Annotated in this window: 19 protein-coding genes; all 19 read left to right on the top strand. The window is 40.3% G+C overall.

Annotation, left to right across the window (positions count from 1 at the left end; all coding sequences use genetic code 11):
• Position 1 precedes the first annotated feature (1 nt).
• The 19 genes from ftsY (at position 2) to AC04Q4_RS02310 (ending at position 19,669) form a co-directional block, all read left to right on the top strand.
• Positions 2-940, top strand: a complete 939-nt coding sequence (gene ftsY / locus AC04Q4_RS02220) for a signal recognition particle-docking protein FtsY (protein WP_173755277.1) — start codon at positions 2-4, stop codon at positions 938-940.
• 8 nt (positions 941-948) lie between these two features.
• Positions 949-2,160: a threonine ammonia-lyase gene (gene ilvA, locus AC04Q4_RS02225; protein ID WP_476388392.1), complete on the top strand. Its 1,212-nt coding sequence runs from the start codon at positions 949-951 to the stop codon at positions 2,158-2,160.
• Between the two features lie 115 nt (positions 2,161-2,275).
• On the top strand, positions 2,276-3,616 hold the full coding sequence (locus AC04Q4_RS02230; protein ID WP_173755275.1) for a hypothetical protein: 1,341 nt from the start codon (positions 2,276-2,278) through the stop codon (positions 3,614-3,616).
• 13 nt (positions 3,617-3,629) lie between these two features.
• The gene (locus AC04Q4_RS02235) at positions 3,630-3,953 is read left to right on the top strand and encodes a hypothetical protein (RefSeq protein ID WP_148447139.1); all 324 of its coding nucleotides are present in this window, start codon (positions 3,630-3,632) and stop codon (positions 3,951-3,953) included.
• Positions 3,954-3,968: 15 nt separating this feature from the next.
• The gene (locus AC04Q4_RS02240) at positions 3,969-4,502 is read left to right on the top strand and encodes a hypothetical protein (protein WP_476388393.1); all 534 of its coding nucleotides are present in this window, start codon (positions 3,969-3,971) and stop codon (positions 4,500-4,502) included.
• A gap of 313 nt (positions 4,503-4,815) precedes the next feature.
• A complete protein-coding gene (locus AC04Q4_RS02245) occupies positions 4,816-5,025 on the top strand; it encodes a hypothetical protein (RefSeq protein ID WP_173737073.1) in 210 nt (69 codons plus the stop codon).
• A 62-nt stretch (positions 5,026-5,087) separates the two neighbouring features.
• The gene (locus AC04Q4_RS02250; RefSeq protein ID WP_476388394.1) at positions 5,088-6,053 is read left to right on the top strand and encodes a hypothetical protein; all 966 of its coding nucleotides are present in this window, start codon (positions 5,088-5,090) and stop codon (positions 6,051-6,053) included.
• A 170-nt stretch (positions 6,054-6,223) separates the two neighbouring features.
• On the top strand, positions 6,224-8,062 hold the full coding sequence (glmS, locus tag AC04Q4_RS02255) for a glutamine--fructose-6-phosphate transaminase (isomerizing) (RefSeq protein ID WP_173737071.1): 1,839 nt from the start codon (positions 6,224-6,226) through the stop codon (positions 8,060-8,062).
• A gap of 548 nt (positions 8,063-8,610) precedes the next feature.
• Entirely contained in the window at positions 8,611-9,816 is a 1,206-nt protein-coding gene (locus AC04Q4_RS02260; RefSeq protein WP_476388395.1) for a zinc ribbon domain-containing protein, read from the top strand.
• 558 nt (positions 9,817-10,374) lie between these two features.
• Entirely contained in the window at positions 10,375-11,502 is a 1,128-nt protein-coding gene (locus AC04Q4_RS02265) for a glycosyltransferase (RefSeq protein ID WP_476388396.1), read from the top strand.
• Positions 11,503-11,798: 296 nt separating this feature from the next.
• Positions 11,799-12,998 carry a glycosyltransferase gene (locus tag AC04Q4_RS02270; RefSeq protein ID WP_476388397.1) on the top strand — a complete coding sequence of 400 codons (1,200 nt, stop codon included), beginning with the start codon at positions 11,799-11,801 and terminating at the stop codon, positions 12,996-12,998.
• Positions 12,999-13,022: 24 nt separating this feature from the next.
• Positions 13,023-13,874, top strand: a complete 852-nt coding sequence (locus tag AC04Q4_RS02275; RefSeq protein WP_476388398.1) for an acyltransferase family protein — start codon at positions 13,023-13,025, stop codon at positions 13,872-13,874.
• Entirely contained in the window at positions 13,852-14,040 is a 189-nt protein-coding gene (locus AC04Q4_RS02280) for a hypothetical protein (RefSeq protein WP_476388399.1), read from the top strand. The genes AC04Q4_RS02275 and AC04Q4_RS02280 overlap by 23 nt, the downstream gene beginning before the upstream one ends.
• Entirely contained in the window at positions 14,033-15,214 is a 1,182-nt protein-coding gene (locus tag AC04Q4_RS02285) for a radical SAM protein (RefSeq protein ID WP_055145751.1), read from the top strand. Before AC04Q4_RS02280 ends, AC04Q4_RS02285 begins: the two co-directional genes overlap by 8 nt.
• The gene (locus AC04Q4_RS02290) at positions 15,214-15,903 is read left to right on the top strand and encodes an acyltransferase family protein (protein ID WP_476388400.1); all 690 of its coding nucleotides are present in this window, start codon (positions 15,214-15,216) and stop codon (positions 15,901-15,903) included. Before AC04Q4_RS02285 ends, AC04Q4_RS02290 begins: the two co-directional genes overlap by 1 nt.
• Before the next feature lie 51 nt (positions 15,904-15,954).
• Entirely contained in the window at positions 15,955-16,209 is a 255-nt protein-coding gene (locus AC04Q4_RS02295) for a hypothetical protein (protein ID WP_476388401.1), read from the top strand.
• 93 nt (positions 16,210-16,302) lie between these two features.
• Positions 16,303-17,406, top strand: a complete 1,104-nt coding sequence (locus tag AC04Q4_RS02300; protein ID WP_476388402.1) for a polysaccharide pyruvyl transferase family protein — start codon at positions 16,303-16,305, stop codon at positions 17,404-17,406.
• Positions 17,407-17,418: 12 nt separating this feature from the next.
• Positions 17,419-18,549 carry a Coenzyme F420 hydrogenase/dehydrogenase, beta subunit C-terminal domain gene (locus AC04Q4_RS02305; protein ID WP_476388403.1) on the top strand — a complete coding sequence of 377 codons (1,131 nt, stop codon included), beginning with the start codon at positions 17,419-17,421 and terminating at the stop codon, positions 18,547-18,549.
• A gap of 76 nt (positions 18,550-18,625) precedes the next feature.
• Positions 18,626-19,669: a glycosyltransferase gene (locus AC04Q4_RS02310; protein WP_476388404.1), complete on the top strand. Its 1,044-nt coding sequence runs from the start codon at positions 18,626-18,628 to the stop codon at positions 19,667-19,669.
• The last annotated feature ends 1 nt before the right edge of the window (position 19,670 follow it).

The following is a 19,670-nucleotide window of genomic DNA, read 5'->3' on the forward strand; positions in this document are numbered from 1 at the left end:
TATGGCAGAAGAAAAAAAAGGATTTTTTAAACGTCTGGTAAGCGGACTTACTAAAACGCGAGACAATATTGTTGCCGGTTTTGATTCCATTTTCAGCGGCTTTTCCAGCATTGATGATGATTTTTATGAAGAGCTGGAAGAAATCCTGATCATGGGAGATATCGGTATTAATGCTACCACCTCCATTCTGGAGCATTTGAAGGAGCAGGTAGCTGAGCAGCACATTAAGGAGCCGTCTCAGTGCAAGCAGCTTCTGATCGACAGCATAAAGAAACAGATGCAGGTGGAGAGTACAGAGTATGAGTTTGAGAAACGTAAATCCGTGATCCTGGTGATTGGTGTCAATGGTGTAGGTAAGACTACATCTGTAGGCAAACTGGCCGGCAAGCTGAAAGACCAGGGCAAGAAAGTTATCCTCGGAGCAGCGGATACTTTCCGTGCAGCAGCAGGCGAGCAGCTGACACAGTGGGCTAACCGTGCGGGGGTTGAGATCATCGGCGGCCAGGACGGCGCAGATCCGGCATCTGTTGTCTATGATGCAGTGGCAGCGGCAAAAGCCAGAAATGCAGACGTTCTGATCTGCGATACAGCAGGAAGACTTCACAATAAGAAGAATCTTATGGAAGAGCTCCGCAAAATTTACCGTATTCTGGAACGAGAATACCCGGAAGCGTATCTGGAAACGCTTGTAGTTCTTGACGGAACCACAGGCCAGAACGCACTTTCCCAGGCAAGACAGTTTGCAGAGGTAGCCAACGTAACCGGAATCATTCTTACCAAACTTGATGGTACAGCGAAAGGCGGAATTGCAGTAGCGATCCAGTCTGAGCTTGACATACCAGTAAAATACATCGGAGTAGGCGAGAGTATCGATGACCTGCAGAAATTCGACGCAGACGCATTTGTAAACGCCCTCTTTGACGTAGAAGAAAGGAGCTAAATATACAGATGCTTACATTAGAAAGCTTTGAAGAAGCGGCAGCAAAAGTAAAAGAAGTGACACAGGAAACAAAGCTGATATACAGCAGCTATTTTTCTGACATGACAGGCAATAAAGTTTACCTGAAACCGGAGAACATGCAGAGAACAGGTGCTTACAAGGTACGTGGCGCATACTATAAGATCAGCACACTTTCTGATGAAGAGAGAAACAAAGGACTGATCACAGCATCCGCAGGAAACCATGCACAGGGCGTTGCCTATGCAGCACATAAATACGGAGTAAAAGCAGTCATCGTTATGCCGACTACCACACCTCTGATCAAAGTAGAGCGCACCAAAAGCTACGGAGCAGAAGTTATCCTTCACGGAGATGTATACGATGAAGCCTGCGCACACGCACTGCAGCTTGCAGAGGAAAAAGGCTATACTTTCATCCATCCGTTCGATGATCCGGCAGTAGCAACCGGACAGGGAACTATCGCCATGGAAATCGTACAGGAGCTTCCTCTTGTAGATTACATCCTTGTTCCAATCGGCGGCGGCGGACTTGCAACCGGTGTATCCACCCTTGCAAAGCTCCTCAACCCGCACATTAAAGTTATCGGTGTTGAGCCGGCAGGCGCAGCATGTATGAAAGCATCCCTGGAGAAAGGCGAGGTCGTAACACTTCCTCATGTAAACACCATCGCAGATGGTACTGCAGTACAGACTCCGGGAAAAAATATTTTCCCATACATCCAGGAGAATCTGGACGATATTATCACCATCGACGATGATGAGCTGATCGTAGCGTTCCTCGACATGGTAGAGAACCACAAGATGATCGTAGAAAATTCCGGTCTTCTCACTGTAGCAGCACTCCGCCACCTGGACGTAAAGAAAAAGAAGATCGTCTCCATCTTAAGCGGCGGAAACATGGATGTGATCACCATGTCCTCCGTAGTACAGCACGGTCTCATCCAGCGTGACCGAATCTTCACCGTCTCCGTCCTTATCCCGGACAAGCCAGGCGAACTCGTACGCGTAGCCAGTGTCATCGCCGAGAACCAGGGCAACGTTATCAAACTGGATCACAACCAGTTTGTAAGCACAAACAGAAATGCAGCCGTAGAACTTCGGATCACTATGGAAGCATTCGGAACAGATCACAAGAACCAGATCGTAGCAGCACTCGAGAAGGCAGGATGCAAGCCGAGAGTTGTGAGAGCGATACTGTAAGAAATAAGTAGTAATTAAATAAAGTATTGATTTGACCGGACTGTTTAAAATAACAATATTAACAGTCCGGTTTTGCAAAATATTAATTGAAAAATCTGAGGAAAAGGGGAAGCAAATGATAAGTAAATGGAAAAAGAAGCTTCGCAGAGCCTCTGACCGTAAATGTCAAAAGGGGATTATACTCAGAAGAAGAAAAAATAAACGCAGAAGAAATTTGAAAGCACTAAAGGGTGCGGAAATATATCCTAACAGAGTTTTTTATTTTCTCAGGGAAAAAGGATTTGGAAAAGAAAAAATCATAGGAAAAAAATTGGGTTATAAAAAAGTTCTAAAAGTTCCATCTATATTTTCAATTTCTGAAAATCCAGAGGGAACAATTGCTTTTCTCCAAAAATTATATTATTATGGTTCTAGATTAGATATAAAGGAAATACATATTGACCACAGTGAATGCTATTGTCTGGAAATTGCTGCAAGTACAATTATGGACGTGATTGTTCTGGCTATTAAAGAATACCATAGAAAAAATAAAAAGAATATTGAATTTAGTGGAACAATTCCTGCAGAGGGAAAAGTTAAGGATGTATTTATGGCAAGTGGTTTGGCTGCACATATGGATTTGAATATGGATGCAGGAATATTAATGAATTGGCATAATATTAAACGATTCAAGCTGATCAGTGGATATCATTATTCACAGATTTCGGATATTACAGCAACCAAGTTGGCAGAATATATAATTGAATGTATGAATACACAGGGATATACATTGAATGGGAAGGGAAAAAATATTCTTGGAACTTTGTTTGGTGAGGTGCTGGATAACTGTGAAATACACGGTGGGGAACAGACGACATGGTTTGCATTGGGGCATTATCAGCAAAACGTCCAAGTAGATAGCTATGGAGAAGTTCAGCTTGTCATTTTTGACTTTGGAAATACAATATATGAACAATTGAAAGAAAAGACGACTTCATCGAAAACAAGAGAGAAGCTTGAATTTCTTTCCAAAGAGCATGAGAAGTTTTATAATAAAAACTGGACAGAAGAAATGCTCTATACACTGTTTTCGCTTCAAGAAGGAATTAGTCGGCTAAAAGATGATAAAGTAGAAGGAAATCGGCGGAGGGGAACAGGAACCGTTCGTTTGATTAATAATTTCCAGTTAATTGGTCAGACAAATGAAAATAAAACTCCTTTGATGTCGATTACATCTGGGCATACACATATTTGTTTTGATGGAACTTATAAATTGAAATCTCAAATGGTTGAGGATAAAGAACTTGGAAATGAACAACGGAGAATAATAGCATTTAATGATAAAAATGATATTTTTCAACCGCCGGATGGCAGGTATGTAAAGTATATAAATACATTTTTCCCCGGAACAGTAATTTCATTGAAATTTTATTTTGACAGAGAATATTTGACACAAATTATGGAAAGTAAACGGTAGGAGGTATTACGTAGTGGAAAAAATAAATTTGTTAAACTTTAGAAGTAATGGCTCTAAAATTTTTTCTGGACGCGATAAAGGAATTGATGCGAGAAAAAAATTAAAATTAAATGAACTGGATTCGCAAGAACAGAAAATTGAAGTAATTGTGCCTAAGGATACATGGTCAATAAATTCTTCTTTTTTTGGTGGATTATTTGAAAGTAGCATAATAAATTTGAAGGAAGATGGATTTCGAAAAAAATATATATTTAAATTTGATGATGGAGCTGCCTTGTCTGAGGAATTGCAACATAATATTGATGAAGGAATTTATGAATCTCTAAAGGATATTTAAGAGAGGTGATGCATAGTGACACAAAATACGGCAGCAGTTATTCAGGCAATTACAAGTATAGTTAATCTTATTTTTGTTGGTGGAATTTTTATTTTTGAAAGAAGAACTGGCAAAAAGAGTATTAACAATGAAAAAAAAGAATTTTGGTATAGACAAACTTTGCTAAGTCGTGGTTTGGATCTTACAGGGGAATGTTTCGATGCAATGGAACAACTTTTACGATCATCAGAAGAATTTATAAATGGGTGTACACCTGAAAATGAAAAGAAAATAAAAGAAATAATAGGTAAAATACAGCACCAAATATATATACTGAGAAATGGTGTTGTGAGTTATGCGAAATTATTTGATATAGCTCTTTTTAAACAATTAAAAGAAGAAGTAGAACGATTAGAAGATGGTATTACACAAGGAATAGAAAGTTGTTATTTGGCTGCTGGGAATAATGCAAAATTTGCTGACAAAGGTATAGAAACAGAACTTTCAAATCTTCAAAAGCATAGATATATGATTATTTCAAAATTGTATGATTATGATACAAAAGTATAAATGGAGAAAATAAATTAAGAAAGAAAAAGCCTTGGAGATACAGTTGTTCTAAAGCTTTTATAGGTTGATATAGCGGAAAAGACGAAAATAAATGAAACCTAAATTGAATTTCTGGAATAACAAAATGAGTCTAGAAGTTAAAAGCGAAATCTCTGTAAAAAATAAAAATGAAGAAATACTATGGAATTAATTGTTGTCTAAAGCGCATGACTGCGCATATCCTAAGTTACAGGCGTATCCGTCGATATTTAGCCTTGTCGCCTAAAGCGACCGAGGAGCATGCGACTTTAGTCATGTGAGATCCACTGGATTAGTGGATTTTTATATTCGTAGTCGATATACTATTGACATAATAAAAAAAGATTTAGCATATGAAACGGGATTGAAAGAAGAACTATGTGAATCAATGGCCGGGATGATTAAAGAAAATTATCAAACGTTGCAAATGGGACTTATTATGAGTTATCTGAGAAAAAAGTTTGATGAAGATGAAGAAGATTGTAATGGAAAAAACAAAAATTAAAATAGGCTTAAAAAACAACAGAAAAGCTGCAAAAGTACAGAATAAATGAAGGGGGAACGTGTTTGAAAAAGTATATTAATAATGCAGCAAAAAATACAAATCAGAAAGTAAATGAAGTCTTTTTGTTCAGGCAGATGGCAGGGGCATTAAATACTCAAACAAGTCATAGTGTTTTTGTGAAAGAGGCACATGCAAAGATGTATGTAAAATATCAATTGGATCCGAAAAGGTTTGCAATGCTTTCTGGTTCTAAACCGATAATAAAAAAAGTAGAATTGGGAGATCTGATCATTCTTACATATGATGCTAAGGTAAAACTATTAAGAATGAGCATTATGCAGGCGAAATACAAATCGATACCGTATAGAAATTTTCTGGATCTGTATCTGAATCTGTATCAATGGGAACTGTTGAATTTTAAACCAACTTTGGTATGGAGTAATCATGGTATTCCGTTTAATATACTTAATTTTCAAACTCGGTTTAAGAGTATAGCATCATATGGAATATTTTATAGAGACAATTGCAAAAACGAAATTGATCTGTTATATGTGATTCCTGAATTATTGAAGTATAAAAATCGTGATATATATAAAGGTATAAATAAAATAATTAAAAATAAGCAAAAACTTCCTAAGACAAGAGACTATAGCTTTGGATTTCAATGTCCGCAAGGTCTGAATAATCAACCAGTTCCTTCTTGTCAGAGGGGATTTATCCCACAGGAAACAATTTCCACCTGTTCAATAGACTCTTTTAAGGATGAAATTCTGAATTGGAGAATAGGTGTACCAATATTGCCTGGAGGAAACGATGAAATTCTCATGTGGATTTTGGGTATATTAAAAAAAATAAGAGATGATTTCAATGTTGATCATACAATACAACAAATGATAGATGACATACTAAGAGACTACAGTAATGGTGGTAAAAATTATATAAAGGATCTGAAAATACCAGAACATATTCCACCTATATTTCTAACAGGTGTAAATCTTCCATATAATGAAATAGAAAACAATGATTAGAAGAGATAGCTGCACCTAAAAACAATATTGCCAATCATAACTAACCCGTGCTATACTATACACGGTTATCATGCAATAACAAAAACTTACGACCGGGCTGTTGCATATAATGTAGCAGTCCGGATTTTTGTGAAGAATACTTTTTTATAGAAAGAAAGGACAGAATCAATATGTGTGGAATTGTAGGATTTACAGGTAAGCACCAGGCTGCTCCGATCCTTTTAGATGGACTTTCAAAACTGGAATACAGAGGATATGATTCAGCAGGAATCGCAGTACGAAACGGCGATGGCGAAACAGAAGTGCTGAAAGCCAAAGGAAGATTAAAAGTTCTCGCTGAAAAAACAAACAACGGAGAATCCGTATTAGGAACCTGCGGAATTGGTCATACCAGATGGGCGACTCATGGTGAGCCATCTGAGAACAATGCACATCCTCATATGACAGACGATGGAAACGTTGTAGCAGTACACAATGGAATCATTGAGAATTATCAGGAACTGAAAAACAAACTTACACACAAAGGTTATACCTTCTATTCCGAAACAGACACAGAAGTAGCAGTCAAACTGATCGATTACTATTATAAGAAATATGAAGGGACACCGGTGGATGCTATTACACATTCAATGGTTCGCATCCGCGGTTCCTACGCACTTGCTATTATGTTCAAGGATTATCCGGGAGAGATTTATGTTGCCAGAAAAGACAGTCCTATGATTCTTGGTGTTGCAGATGGAGAGGCATTTGTAGCATCTGATGTACCGGCGATTCTGAAATATACCCGAAATGTATATTATATCGGCAATCTGGAGATGGCGCGGGTGAAAAAAGGCGAGATCACATTCTACAATCTGGATGGAGATGAGATCGAGAAAGAACTGAAGACCATCGAATGGGATGCAGAAGCAGCAGAGAAAGCGGGATATGAGCATTTCATGATGAAAGAGATCCACGAACAGCCGAAAGCAGTAATGGATACTCTGAACTCCGTACTTAAAGATGGAAAGATCGATCTGACAGAAGTTGGCATGGGGGAAGAAACCATTCAGAAGATCCAGCAGATATACATCATTGCCTGCGGTTCTGCTTACCATGTAGGAATGGCTGCTCAGTATGTATTGGAAGACCTTGCCCAGATCCCGGTAAGAGTCGAGCTTGCATCTGAATTCCGCTACCGCAAAATGGCTCTCAACACCAACAGTCTTGCAGTGATCGTCAGTCAGTCCGGTGAGACAGCAGATAGCCTTGCAGCACTTCGTAAATGTAAGGAAAAAGGCATCCTCACACTGGGAATTGTCAATGTAGTAGGCTCATCCATTGCCCGTGAAGCAGATAATGTGTTCTATACACTGGCAGGACCGGAGATTTCCGTGGCAACAACCAAAGCATACAGTACACAGCTGATTGCCTCTTATGCACTGGCGATTCAGTTTGCAAAAGTACGCGGAACTATCACAGAAGAAGCATATGATAATTATATCACCGAACTTCAGACACTCCCGGATAAGATTCACAAGATTCTGGAGGACAAAGAACGAATCCAGTGGTTTGCAGCCAAACAGGCCAATGTAAAAGATGCTTTCTTTGTAGGAAGAGGAATAGATTATGCGATCAGTCTGGAAGGCAGCCTGAAGATGAAAGAAATCAGCTATATCCATTCTGAAGCCTATGCAGCAGGAGAACTGAAACATGGAACCATTTCCCTGATTGAGGATGGAACCCTTGTGATCGGTGTGCTGACTCAGCCAGACCTCTATGAAAAAACGATCAGCAACATGGTAGAATGCAAGAGCCGTGGAGCATATCTTATGGGTCTGACAACATTTGGCAATTATAACACCGAAGACACAGCAGACTTCACAGTATACATCCCAAAAACAGATCCACACTTTGCCACATCCCTTGCAGTCATTCCGCTTCAGCTCCTCGGTTACTACGTAAGTGTAGCCAAAGGACTGGACGTAGATAAGCCGCGAAATCTGGCCAAGAGTGTTACAGTAGAATAAAATATAAATTTGCAATATAAAAAGCGTCTCGGATTTTGTCTGAGACGCTTTTGGACATTTATATAAAAAAAGTCGCTTAATATCCTCATAAGCGACAAAATCTCTTAAAATGCTTTTAATTAGCTGTTTGGGAATGTTGGAATTTAAAAATCTGACCACTAAAAGACTGCGATTAGTAAAATGGAAATTCTTTTACAGACTTATTTTATAAGGAATTTTGAATATTAGAGTTGACCATTTTTAGTGACCACTAATGTTACTAACACGATAAACAAAGGATCGTTTTTTATAGAAATTCTAAGATTTGACTGGTTTATTGACAATATTTATTTAGAAATATGATTCAAAAGTTACACTTTTGGTAGATTTTGCGGCATTTGCTCGTCTTGACAAGGTATAAGATGCGTGATATCCTTATTCAAGGTTAGTCGTATGCCTGTCGCTTATGAGGATATATTGCGACAACCGAAAAAAATAATATTAGATAAGTTATTAAATTTATTTTCTTGCTGGCGAGCTTCAAGAAAAAAAGCAAAGGAAGAGATGTCATGAAAACAGGATACAGTATTAAAACATGGCGCATGCGTCTCTTTTGTCCGGAGCAGGACATGCTTGCAAAAACAGAGCAGCTGTACCAGGAAACAGTGGATTTTTATTACAAAATACTCCAGACAAGACAAGATATCTGGAAGGATAACCTCCTTTCAATTCAGAGAGAACTGGAACTGTTGACAGTACCAGGCCGGGATGGAAGAGTACCCCTCTATACACCACCTCACGGTAAGCTGCCTGTATACTTCCGCAGATCCGCGATGAATAAAGCTGGAATTGCTGTGAAATCCGCAGCTGTAGTTGGAGAAAACCAGAAAAAAGAAATCGTTTTTCCGGAAAAGATCGATGCTTCTCTTACTTTTTTCAAAGGAATGTACAGAGATATTTCTGATACATCTATAAAGCTGAAACTCTGGGATGGAAAGAAATGGAAATGGATTTCCAGTCAATTGGAAGGGCGTCCTTTTCCGGTAAATGGCACAGTGCTGTCACCATCTCTCAGTCACAATGGAAAACTCCTTATGCTTCATGTTCCTGTAAAACAGGAAAATTCCGATGCACGCACAGCCAAAGAACGCGTACAGACAGGCAGCAGGATATGTAGTGTGCAGTTTACAAATACAGATATTTTTGCCATGTGCAGCATACAGGATGTCCAGGGAAAGCAACTGGCAGCAAAATCCTGCAGAGGTGGAAACACATACCGCTATCGAGCAGAACAGGTTCTGAAAAAGCTTGAGAAATCTCAGAAATTCACAGAAAACGATAATGTTCCTCATGCAGATCAGAAACATTATTTGTACCTGAAACATTTGAACGAGCATTTTGCTCACAAAGCAAGCCGTGAAATCGTGGATTTTTGTAAAGAACAAAAAGCAGATCTGATAGTGCTTCCTGTATATGGAAAAGATTTTTCCAGGATGGCCATGTACCAGAGTGGAAATTACTCACCCTTTCATCTGAGCACCAGAATCCGTACTTATCTCATGTACAAGGCCTGGGCAGAAGGAATCCTGGTTCTGGAACTCCGCGCAGAAGGAACCGGCAAAATATGTTCCATCTGCGGTGCAGAAGGAACTCGTTCCGGAAAAATCTTCATCTGTAAAAACGGACACCAGCTAAATCGTTACCTGAATGAAGCCCGAAACTTAGGACTCCGAAGCAGGGAAACATTCCGCAAAAACGGATTTATCAAGACATAAGCGGCAGCAATGCCCTTATATAGATTCTGAGCAATCAGTAGAAAGAAGGTCGCCATCGACGACCCTCCAAAGGCTGAATACCGCCAGACGGCCCTGCGAAGGCGTCGCCAAGAACTGCCCTTCGGGTGGGGTATTCGAAGTTATGAAATCATTGACAGATGAGTAAAGCTGGGATGGTTTTGTGGCTGGATTAGAGCTGAAAAAATAAAGAAGATTCGTGCCTATTGTTACTGGAATGTTTCACATTGCAGTAGTAATGGGCATGATGTTTGAAAGAGCGTTTAGAAAAAATGTCATAACAGGTTATACGGGTGTCGACTGCATAAAACAACACTTCGGTTATAGCAGTGTAGAGACGTGTCTACTCAACGGATGTTTTATGGAGTAGAAAACAAAGGAAATATGATTGCTGCGCCGATAGGGTGCGACAGCAGAAGAAAATACTTGGATGATTGTATGATGAACATACGGGGAATTAGAGAGAAATACTATCTGTGAAGAGCAGATGTGTAGATATATATAAAGGAGCAGAGGGGACAATATTGGTTGGAGAACACTATGAAAGATAGATTTGCAGTGTCCATATTCGGACAAAAACGACTGTCCCGTGAGGGCGGGATAGAGATTGTTGTAAAAGAACTATGCACCAGAATGGCAAGAGATGGATGTCAGGTTACCTGCTACAACAGATCTGGTCATCATGTGAGTGGTGCAGAGTATGACAATATAATTGAATATGATGGAATCCGACAGAAATTTGTCCCAACCATTGAAAGAAAAGGTCTTGCAGCGGTGAGCTCCTCTTTCTTTGCAGCCTTGTACAGTGCTTTCGGAAAATATGATGTAGTACATATCCATGCAGAGGGACCGGCCTTTTTCTCGTGGCTACCTAAGATTCTGGGGAAAAGAGTTGTGGTTACCATTCACGGCATAGACTGGCAGAGGGAAAAATGGAAGTCAGGATTTGGCTCTAAATTCATCCGGCAGGGTGAAAAGAATGCTGTAAAGTATGCAGATGAAATCATCGTTTTGAGCAAAGGCGTTCAGGATTATTTCAAAGATACCTATGGTAGGGAGACACATTTTATTCCGAATGGTGTGAACAGACCAGAAACCCAAGAAGCTGGTTTAATAACAGAAAAATTTGGACTGACAAAAGATTCCTACATATTATTTCTTGGTCGACTGGTACCGGAAAAAGGTATCCGGTATTTGGTTGAAGCGTTCGAGGATGTCAAAACAGATAAAAAATTGGTTATTGCTGGTGGCTCTAGCGATACGGATTCTTTTATGGTGGAACTGAAAGAGCTGGCAAAGGATGATGATAGAATCATTTTTACCGGATTTGTTCAGGGGCAGATGCTTGATGAATTATATAGCAATGCGTATATCTACACATTACCTTCTGATCTGGAGGGAATGCCTTTGAGTCTGCTGGAAGCTATGAGTTATGGCAATTGCTGTTTGGTTTCTGATATTCCAGAGTGCGCTGAGGTTGTGGAAGATAAGGCATTGATTTTCAAAAAATCGGATGTGGATGAACTTAGAGAAAAGTTACAAGATGCTTGTGATCATCCAGAAAAAGTTATGGAGATGAAGGCACAGGCAGCTGACTTTATCTGCAAAAAATATAACTGGGATGAAGTTGTAAAGGAAACGATGAAACTGTACAGGAGAAAACAATAGATGAGAGTATTGATAATAAATAATCTCCTCTAACCGAATGCAGGTAGTGAGATGTACATAGTGAGGACACTGGAAAAATGGCGTATTTACGGCACTTTTCGACAGATGGGTAAGGCTGTGAGAGCAGTTTTTATCTCACTACCTAGGTTCAGCAACAGCAGATGATTTTATCATAAGAACTTTCAGTATCACTACCTGCGTTTGTATGGAGCACTCTGGTTTATGAACAACACATTGGAAGTGCTTCATCTGAACAGAGGTAGTGAAATAGAACATAAAATAAGGAGAAATATAACGTGAGGACGTTGATTTTGAATAAATTTCTGCACCGAAACGGCGGATCAGAGACGTACATATTTAAATTGGGTGAGGCACTGGAGCAGCACGGACACGAGGTTCAGTACTTCGGAATGGAGCACGAAGGCCGTTGTGTTGGCAACCGGGTCAATGCTTATACATCTGATATGGACTTCCACGGTGGTAGCAAACTGAGCAAGCTGACCTACCCGATCAAGACCATCTACAGCAAGGAAGCAAGAGTGCAGCTGCGGAAAGTTCTGGACGACTTCAAGCCGGATGTCTGTCACTTGAACAATTTTAACTACCAACTGACTCCTTCCATCATCTTGGAAATCGTGAAGTGGCGCAAGGAGACCGGAAGAGATTGTAAGATCATCTTCACGGCACATGACTACCAGCTGGTCTGCCCGAACCACATGCTGAACAATCCGAATACTCACCAGAACTGTGAGAAGTGCCTCGGCGGCCATTTCGTGAACTGCATGAAAGGTAAGTGCATCCACGGTTCCACGGCGAAATCTGCCATCGGCATGATGGAAGCCGAGTTCTGGAAGTGGAAGGGCACCTACAAGTACATTGACACCATGATCTGCTGCTCGGAGTTCATGAAGCGCAAAATGGACAGCAATCCTCTGTTTGCAACGAAGACTGTGGCAATGCACAACTTCATCGACAAGGTGGAGTGGAAAGAGACGGAGAAGAAGGATTACGTCCTCTACTTTGGCCGTTTCTCTGAGGAGAAAGGCATCGGCACACTGATCAAGGTCTGTAAGGAACTGCCGGATGTACAGTTCATCTTCGCCGGCACTGGTCCTCTGGAAGAGACAGTAAATGGTATTAAGAATATTAAGAACGTTGGCTTCCAGAAAGGAGAGGCACTGGAAAAGCTCATCCGTGAGGCACGGTTCTCCATTTATCCTTCTGAGTGGTATGAGAACTGCCCGTTCTCCGTGATGGAATCCCAGATGTATGGCACACCGGTTCTGGGTGCGAACATCGGCGGTATCCCGGAACTGATTCAGGTCGGTAAGACCGGCGAGCTGTTTGAGAGCGGTAATGCTGAAGATTTGAAGAAGAAAATCGAGAAGCTCTGGGGCGATAAGAAGCTGTGTGCGGAGTACAGTGCGAACTGTAAGGACATCAGCTTCGATACCATTGATGAGTATTACGAGAAAATTATGAAGGTGTATCAGTAAAACTGGTACGTGAGGAGAGAATTTGTGGCTATAAAAGCGGATCGATATGAGGGAATTGACGGTTTGAAGGCATATGCCATCATTGGCATTGCACTGATGCACGTCCTCGCAAATGGAGAGTATGGGATAGGAGGATTTGTGTTTGAACGGCTAATACCATCATTCACAAACCTCGTTTTCCTTTTTATGATGGTCAGCGGCTTTGGAATGTGCTGCGGCTATTACCAGAAAATTATTGACCAGAAGATTAGCGTAGAAGATTTCTACAAGAAACGGTACATCAAAATATGGCCGTACTTTGCACTGCTTTGTGCGTTAGACTTTGTGATTTCGCCGAGCAAGGTATCCATGTTTGAGGTTTTTGCAAACCTAACTTTGTGTCAGGGACTTCTGCCGAATGTGAAGATTTCGGTCATTGGTGTGAGCTGGACACTGGCAGTTATCTTTGTGTTCTACATGCTGTTCCCGTTCTTCTGCTTCCTGATTAGAAATAAGAAAAGAGCGTGGAGTGTGGCGGTTGTAGCACTGTTGTTTAACTGGTTATGCACTAATTACTTCAAAGCAGGGAGGACTAATATCGTCTACGATGCAATTTATTTTATCGCAGGCGGTCTGATCTTCCTCTATCGGAAAGAGCTGGCCGAGTTTGCATCGAAGTACAAGATTGTTGCCGCGGCAATTCTGCTGATTGCCACAGTTGCTTATTTTGCTTTAGGTGACAATACGCTCACGATGCTGTTCTTCTGTGTAGCAGCACTGATCTATACCCTCGGTTGTAGAACGGGGGGGGGGACTGGTCAATCCGGTTGCCAAGTTCCTCGGTGGTATCAGCTTCGAGATTTATCTGTGCCACATGGTAATTTATCGTGTGCTTGAGAAGCTACACCTTGTTCATCTATTTGAAAATGGTCTGCTGGCATATATCTTCACAGCTGTTGCAGTCATCTGTGGTTCGGTTGTGTTTTCGGTATGTGCCAAGTGGTTCTTAAATAAAGTCGAAACATTCTTAAAAGAGAGAGTTAGGAGAGTTAATCATGTCTGAAGAAAAGAAGTTAAATGGTACGGTCATCGTCACTTACCGCTGCAACGCTCGTTGCTCCATGTGCAATCGTTATAAGGCACCTTCCAAGCCGGAAGAGGAAATCAGCATCGAAACTATTAAGAAGCTGCCGAAGATGTACTTTACCAATATCACCGGCGGTGAGCCGTTCATCCGTACTGACCTGAAAGATATCGTGCGTGAACTGTACAAGAAGTCTGACCGTATCGTTATTTCCACGAATGGTTTCTTCACCGACCGTATCGTTGACCTGTGCAAGGAGTTCCCGCAGATCGGTATCCGTATTTCCATTGAGGGTCTGGAGCAGACCAACAATGAAATCCGCGGCCTGCAGAACGGCTACCAGCGTGGTTACGGCACGCTGAAAAAGCTGCGTGAGATGGGCATGAAGGACGTTGGCTTCGGTATGACCGTTCAGGACAAGAATGCTCCTGACCTGGTTCCGCTGTACAAGATCTCCGATGAGATGGGCATGGAGTTTGCGACTGCCTCTCTGCACAACAGCTTCTACTTTGTTGAAGCGAAGAATATCATCCATGACCGTCCGATGGTTGCTAAGAACTTTGAAAATCTGGTTAACGAACTGCTCCGTAGCAACAGCCCGAAGAAGTGGTTCCGCGCTTACTTTAACCACGGCCTGATTAACTACATCTATGGCCAGAAGCGTCTGCTGCCTTGCGACATGAGTTTCGACACCTTCTTCATCGATCCGTATGGCGATGTTATGCCTTGCAATGGTACCAAGGATAAAGAGGTTATGGGCAACCTGAACAATCAGACCTGGGATGAGCTGTGGAACAGCCCGGAGGCTGAGAAGGTTCGTGCAAAGGTTCGTTGCTGTGACCGTGACTGCTGGATGATCGGTTCTGTTTCTCCGGCTATGCACAAGTACATCTGGAAACCTGCTACCTGGGTTCTGGTACACAAGTTCAAGGCACTGTTCACCAAGCATCCGTACAGCATGTATGAGCTGAAGATTTGCCGTGATTATCGTGATGGCAAAGTCACTAAGGAAGACCTGGACAAGTGCAGCACCTGCGATATGAACTGTGTAATCAACAACGGTCTGAGTGAGGCAAGTAAAGAGCAGCTGAAGCATAAGACCGGTGAGGAAATCGTGGATGCTGATATTGCACAGCAGATGGAGACGAAGTAATGAGTGAAAAGACAGCGGTAAAAGTCAGAGAAAAATGGGTTGATGATGTAAAGGTCATCGCCTGCATATTGGTCGTATTGGGACATTTCTTTCAGAGCATGACGAAGGCAAATATCCTGCCGGAGAATGACTTGTATAAATGGTTCAACACGACGATTTACTACTTTCATGTGCCGCTGTTCTTTATTTGTAGCGGATACCTTTATCAAAAGTACAGCAAGGTAAAGGGTTTTAAAAGCTGGAAAAAGAATATGGCAAAGAAGGCACTGGCACTCGGTGTACCATATGTGACGTTCTCGACAGCCACATGGGTATTGAAAACAGTATTCTCTGGCAGTGTGAATGATCAGATTGGCGGTTTAGGTGATACGTTGTTGCTTCATCCTACTGCGCCGTATTGGTATCTGTATGCATTGTTCTTTATCTTTCTCATCACACCGACATTCACGAATGTGAAAATGGCTGCTGTAGGATTAATTGTTGCATTTACGGCAAAGCTCCTCATTTTAGGGGGTATAGGGATATACGCCGTATCGACCGTTCTCACAAACGAAATTTGGTTTGTAATAGGAATGAGTATCTGTGTATTTGATGTGCAGATACGAGGAAAGAAATTGCAAGGAACGGTGATTGGTTTATTGTTCCTTGGACTGAGTATTGTGGTACACATGGCTAATGTCCAGAATTAAGCAGTGTCATTTGTACTGGGATTGATGGCTTGCACCGCAGTAATTCTTTTAGTGGCAACATACGAAGAAAAATCTGGGAAAGCTATGGGATTTTTTGCAAAGTACACTATGCCAATTTTCCTGATGCACACGTTATTTGCGGCACCGATGAGATCTGTTCTGCTGAAGATAGGTGTTACGAATGCAGCAATTCATATTGCACTAGGACTTGGAATCAGTTTTGCAGGACCGATTGTAGCTGCGTGGATTATGAAGAAAACAAAATGGTTAGAGTTCTTTCTGTATCCGAATAAGGGTCTATTGTAGCATGAAGCTCTGCCAAAAAAGATTGCAGACACAAGGAAACTGTATTTAAAGCGGCTGGAGTTTACCAAAAGGATGAAGGAGTAAGGAGGAATCATGAAAGTAGCTGTTATTACTAGACACGCGATAACGAATTATGGCTCGCTTTTGCAGGCTTTGGCTACGCAGACGGTAGTGGAAAATATGGGGCATTGCTGTGAAATCATTGATTATATAAGAGATGACGAACATTATTCCCAGCATGAAAAAACTATTTTAAAGCGTAAGCCGGGGTGGAATAACAATCTGATAAAGAGAACACTGTATCTTCTTTTACGTCAGCCAGAGAGTGTTTTAGCGGGAAAAAGATTTGAAAAAGCTCAAAGAAAGTACTTAAAACTGACAGAACGGTATCATACTTTAGAGCAACTTTCCAACAATATACCTTCGGCCGATGTGTATATGACAGGAAGTGATCAGGTTTGGGGACCAACAGAAAATGGATCGTATGATAGTAGTTATTGCTTGTCCTTTACCAAAGATACTGATAAAAGAGTTGCGTATGCTGCGAGTTTTGGACATACCGAGATGACCGCAGAATTAAAGCAATATTATAGAAAATGGCTGAGCAGATATGAATATATTGCGGTTCGAGAAGATAGTGCTGTTACAATAATAAAAGAATTTGGTATGGACGCATACCAAGTAATTGATCCAACATTATTGTTGGGTGCCTCTTTTTGGAATAAGTATTTATCACCTATTAAAATCGAAAACTATGTGCTTGTATATCAGCTTCATAATGATGAAAAGTTGGGACGATATGCAAAACGCGTAGCAGATGAAATGAATTTGCCACTTGTTAGAATTTCTGCATCATTTCATCAAATTACTAGAGAGGGCAAGTTTGTCTGGTGTCCAGAGATGGGGCAATTCCTTTCGTATATAAAAAATGCGACTTGCATGATAACGGATTCTTTTCACGGAACAGCTTTTGCAATCAATTTCAACACGCCATTTGTGGAGGTACTTCCCAATAATAATACGGGAACTCGAAATATGAGTATTCTCCGTATGACAGGGCTCTCACATAGGATACTTCGTGACGAGGAAGATATTCAATTAGCAAAAAACAAGGTTGACTTTACTGAAGCAAATGAAGTGTTAAAAGAAAAAAGGATAGAATCTTTAGAAATTCTAAAAAAAATGATTGAGGAATAAATTAGAGGTATCATGGAGAATGACTTGAAAACAGTTTGCGAATTAAATAAATGTACGGGTTGTATGGCATGTGTAGAAGGTTGTCCGAAAAAAGCGATTGAAATCAAGGACAGATTGTCTTCCTATAACGCAATTATTAAAGAAGATAAATGCATAAAATGCAATAAATGCTATGGCGTATGTCAACAAAATAATCCGGTATTGAGCAGGAAACCGATTGAATGGTATCAGGGATGGACGAATAATCAGGAAGACAGAAAAAAGTGTTCGTCTGGTGGACTGGCTACTGCAATTTCTTCTGCGTTTGTAATCAATGGCGGCGTAGTTTGCAGCTGTTGCTTTAGAAATGGAAAGTTTGGCTTTGAATTTGCTGAAAAGACTGATGAACTACAGAAATTTGTTGGATCGAAGTACGTTAAGAGCAATCCAGAGGGCATTTACAAGAGCGTAACAGAAAAACTGAAAAGCAGTCAGAAAGTGCTGTTTATTGCATTGCCGTGCCAAGTGGCGGCATTAAAAAAATTTGTAGGAGAGAAACTTGGAGAAAATCTTTATACAATAGATTTGATATGTCATGGTACACCATCGCCAAAACTCTTGGACAAGTTTTTAAACCAGTATAATTTTGAACTGGATGCTCTGCAAGACATACAATTCAGAGTTAAAGCAAAATTTATGGTTTATGGCGATTATAAAGGTATCATCACAAATGGCGTGAGCGATAAGTACTCGATTGCATTTTTGAACTCGTTAACATATACGGAAAACTGCTATAGCTGTCAATACGCAAAGATATCAAGAGCATCGGATTTGACTTTGGGCGATTCGTGGGGAAGTGAGCTGTCAATAGAGGAGCAAAAAAAAGGCATTTCTCTTGTTCTGTCGATGACAGATAAAGGAAGTGAATTGCTTCAAATGGCAGATATACATTTGCAGAGTGTCGATTTGACTAAAGCTGTAGCTAATAATCATCAGTTGGAGCACCCGTCAGATCTTCCGAAAGGAAGAGATGTGTTCTTTAAAAAATTGCAAAAGGGAAAATTCAACAGACTTGTATTTCAGCAACTTCCAAAACAATGTTTACGTCAAGATGTAAAACAGCTATTATTAAAACTTAAAATTATTAGGGGGGGGGTAAACTGAATTATAGTTTACTTGTCCTACCCACAAGTAGTATAAAGTAATAAATGTATAAAGAATTGAGATGATGAAAGAGCTAATGGAGCGTCAAAAATTTTTTTTAAGTATTATTATACCGCTATACAATCCGGTTTTTTGTGAATTTAAGAGATGCATTGATAGTATGACTGGCATAACGATTCCCCATGAAATTGTGGTAGTGGACGATGGATCAGACGATGACATTTCGTATGAGTGTGAAAATTATATAAAAGATTCTGCCGTAATAAAGTTTGTAAAAAAAGAGAATGGAGGCGTGAGTTCGGCAAGAAATTTTGGTATAGAGAAAAGTTGCGGAAAGTATATTTTGTTTTTAGATGCTGATGATGAAATATCGACGGAATTTGTTGAATATTTGAACAATAATTGTGACAAAATTGTTGCTGATTGGGTTCTGTGTGGTATAAAAGTAAAAGATATTGAAAAGAAAAAAGAATTTTATCGGACAATTGTTGAAAAAGACATATTCCATAGCAATGAGGATATCTTTAATGTAGACTATGGATATGTTTTACAGTTGCGTGCGGAAAGCAAAGAACTCTGTGAATGTTGGGCAAAATTCATCAAACGAGATATCCTGAAAAAGTATGATGTTCAGTTCAAAACAGGGATGTTATCTGGAGAGGATGCTTTGTTTAACACATGCTTAATGCAGCATATTGTTACGATACAGTGTATTCCAATTTATGGATACATTTATTATTATATACCACGGCTTGCTCCAAGAGTTGTGGATGATCCAATAAAGCGATGGCTCTATTTGTTTGAGGGAGAAAAAGAATTAGAAAATCTCATTCACGAGAAATGTGACACGGAAACAGCTCAAAAATTGATAAAAGAGAAGAAAAGTATCACAACAGTTGAAATTGTTCAGGATTGTTTTATTTTAATAAAGGCAAAACGCTTGAGTGCAAACATAAGAAAAGGACTATTCAACGTAATAGACGAGTATGGCCTATTCGATGAGCTTGATATATGCGATTGTACAAGTGTAAAAAGAAAATTGTATTATATACTGCTCAAGGAAAAAAGGTGGACTGCAATGAGAGCAATTGTTAACCTCAAACAGGCTCTGAAAAGATAGA

This window comes from Blautia sp. HA8986 (genome assembly GCF_056504635.1).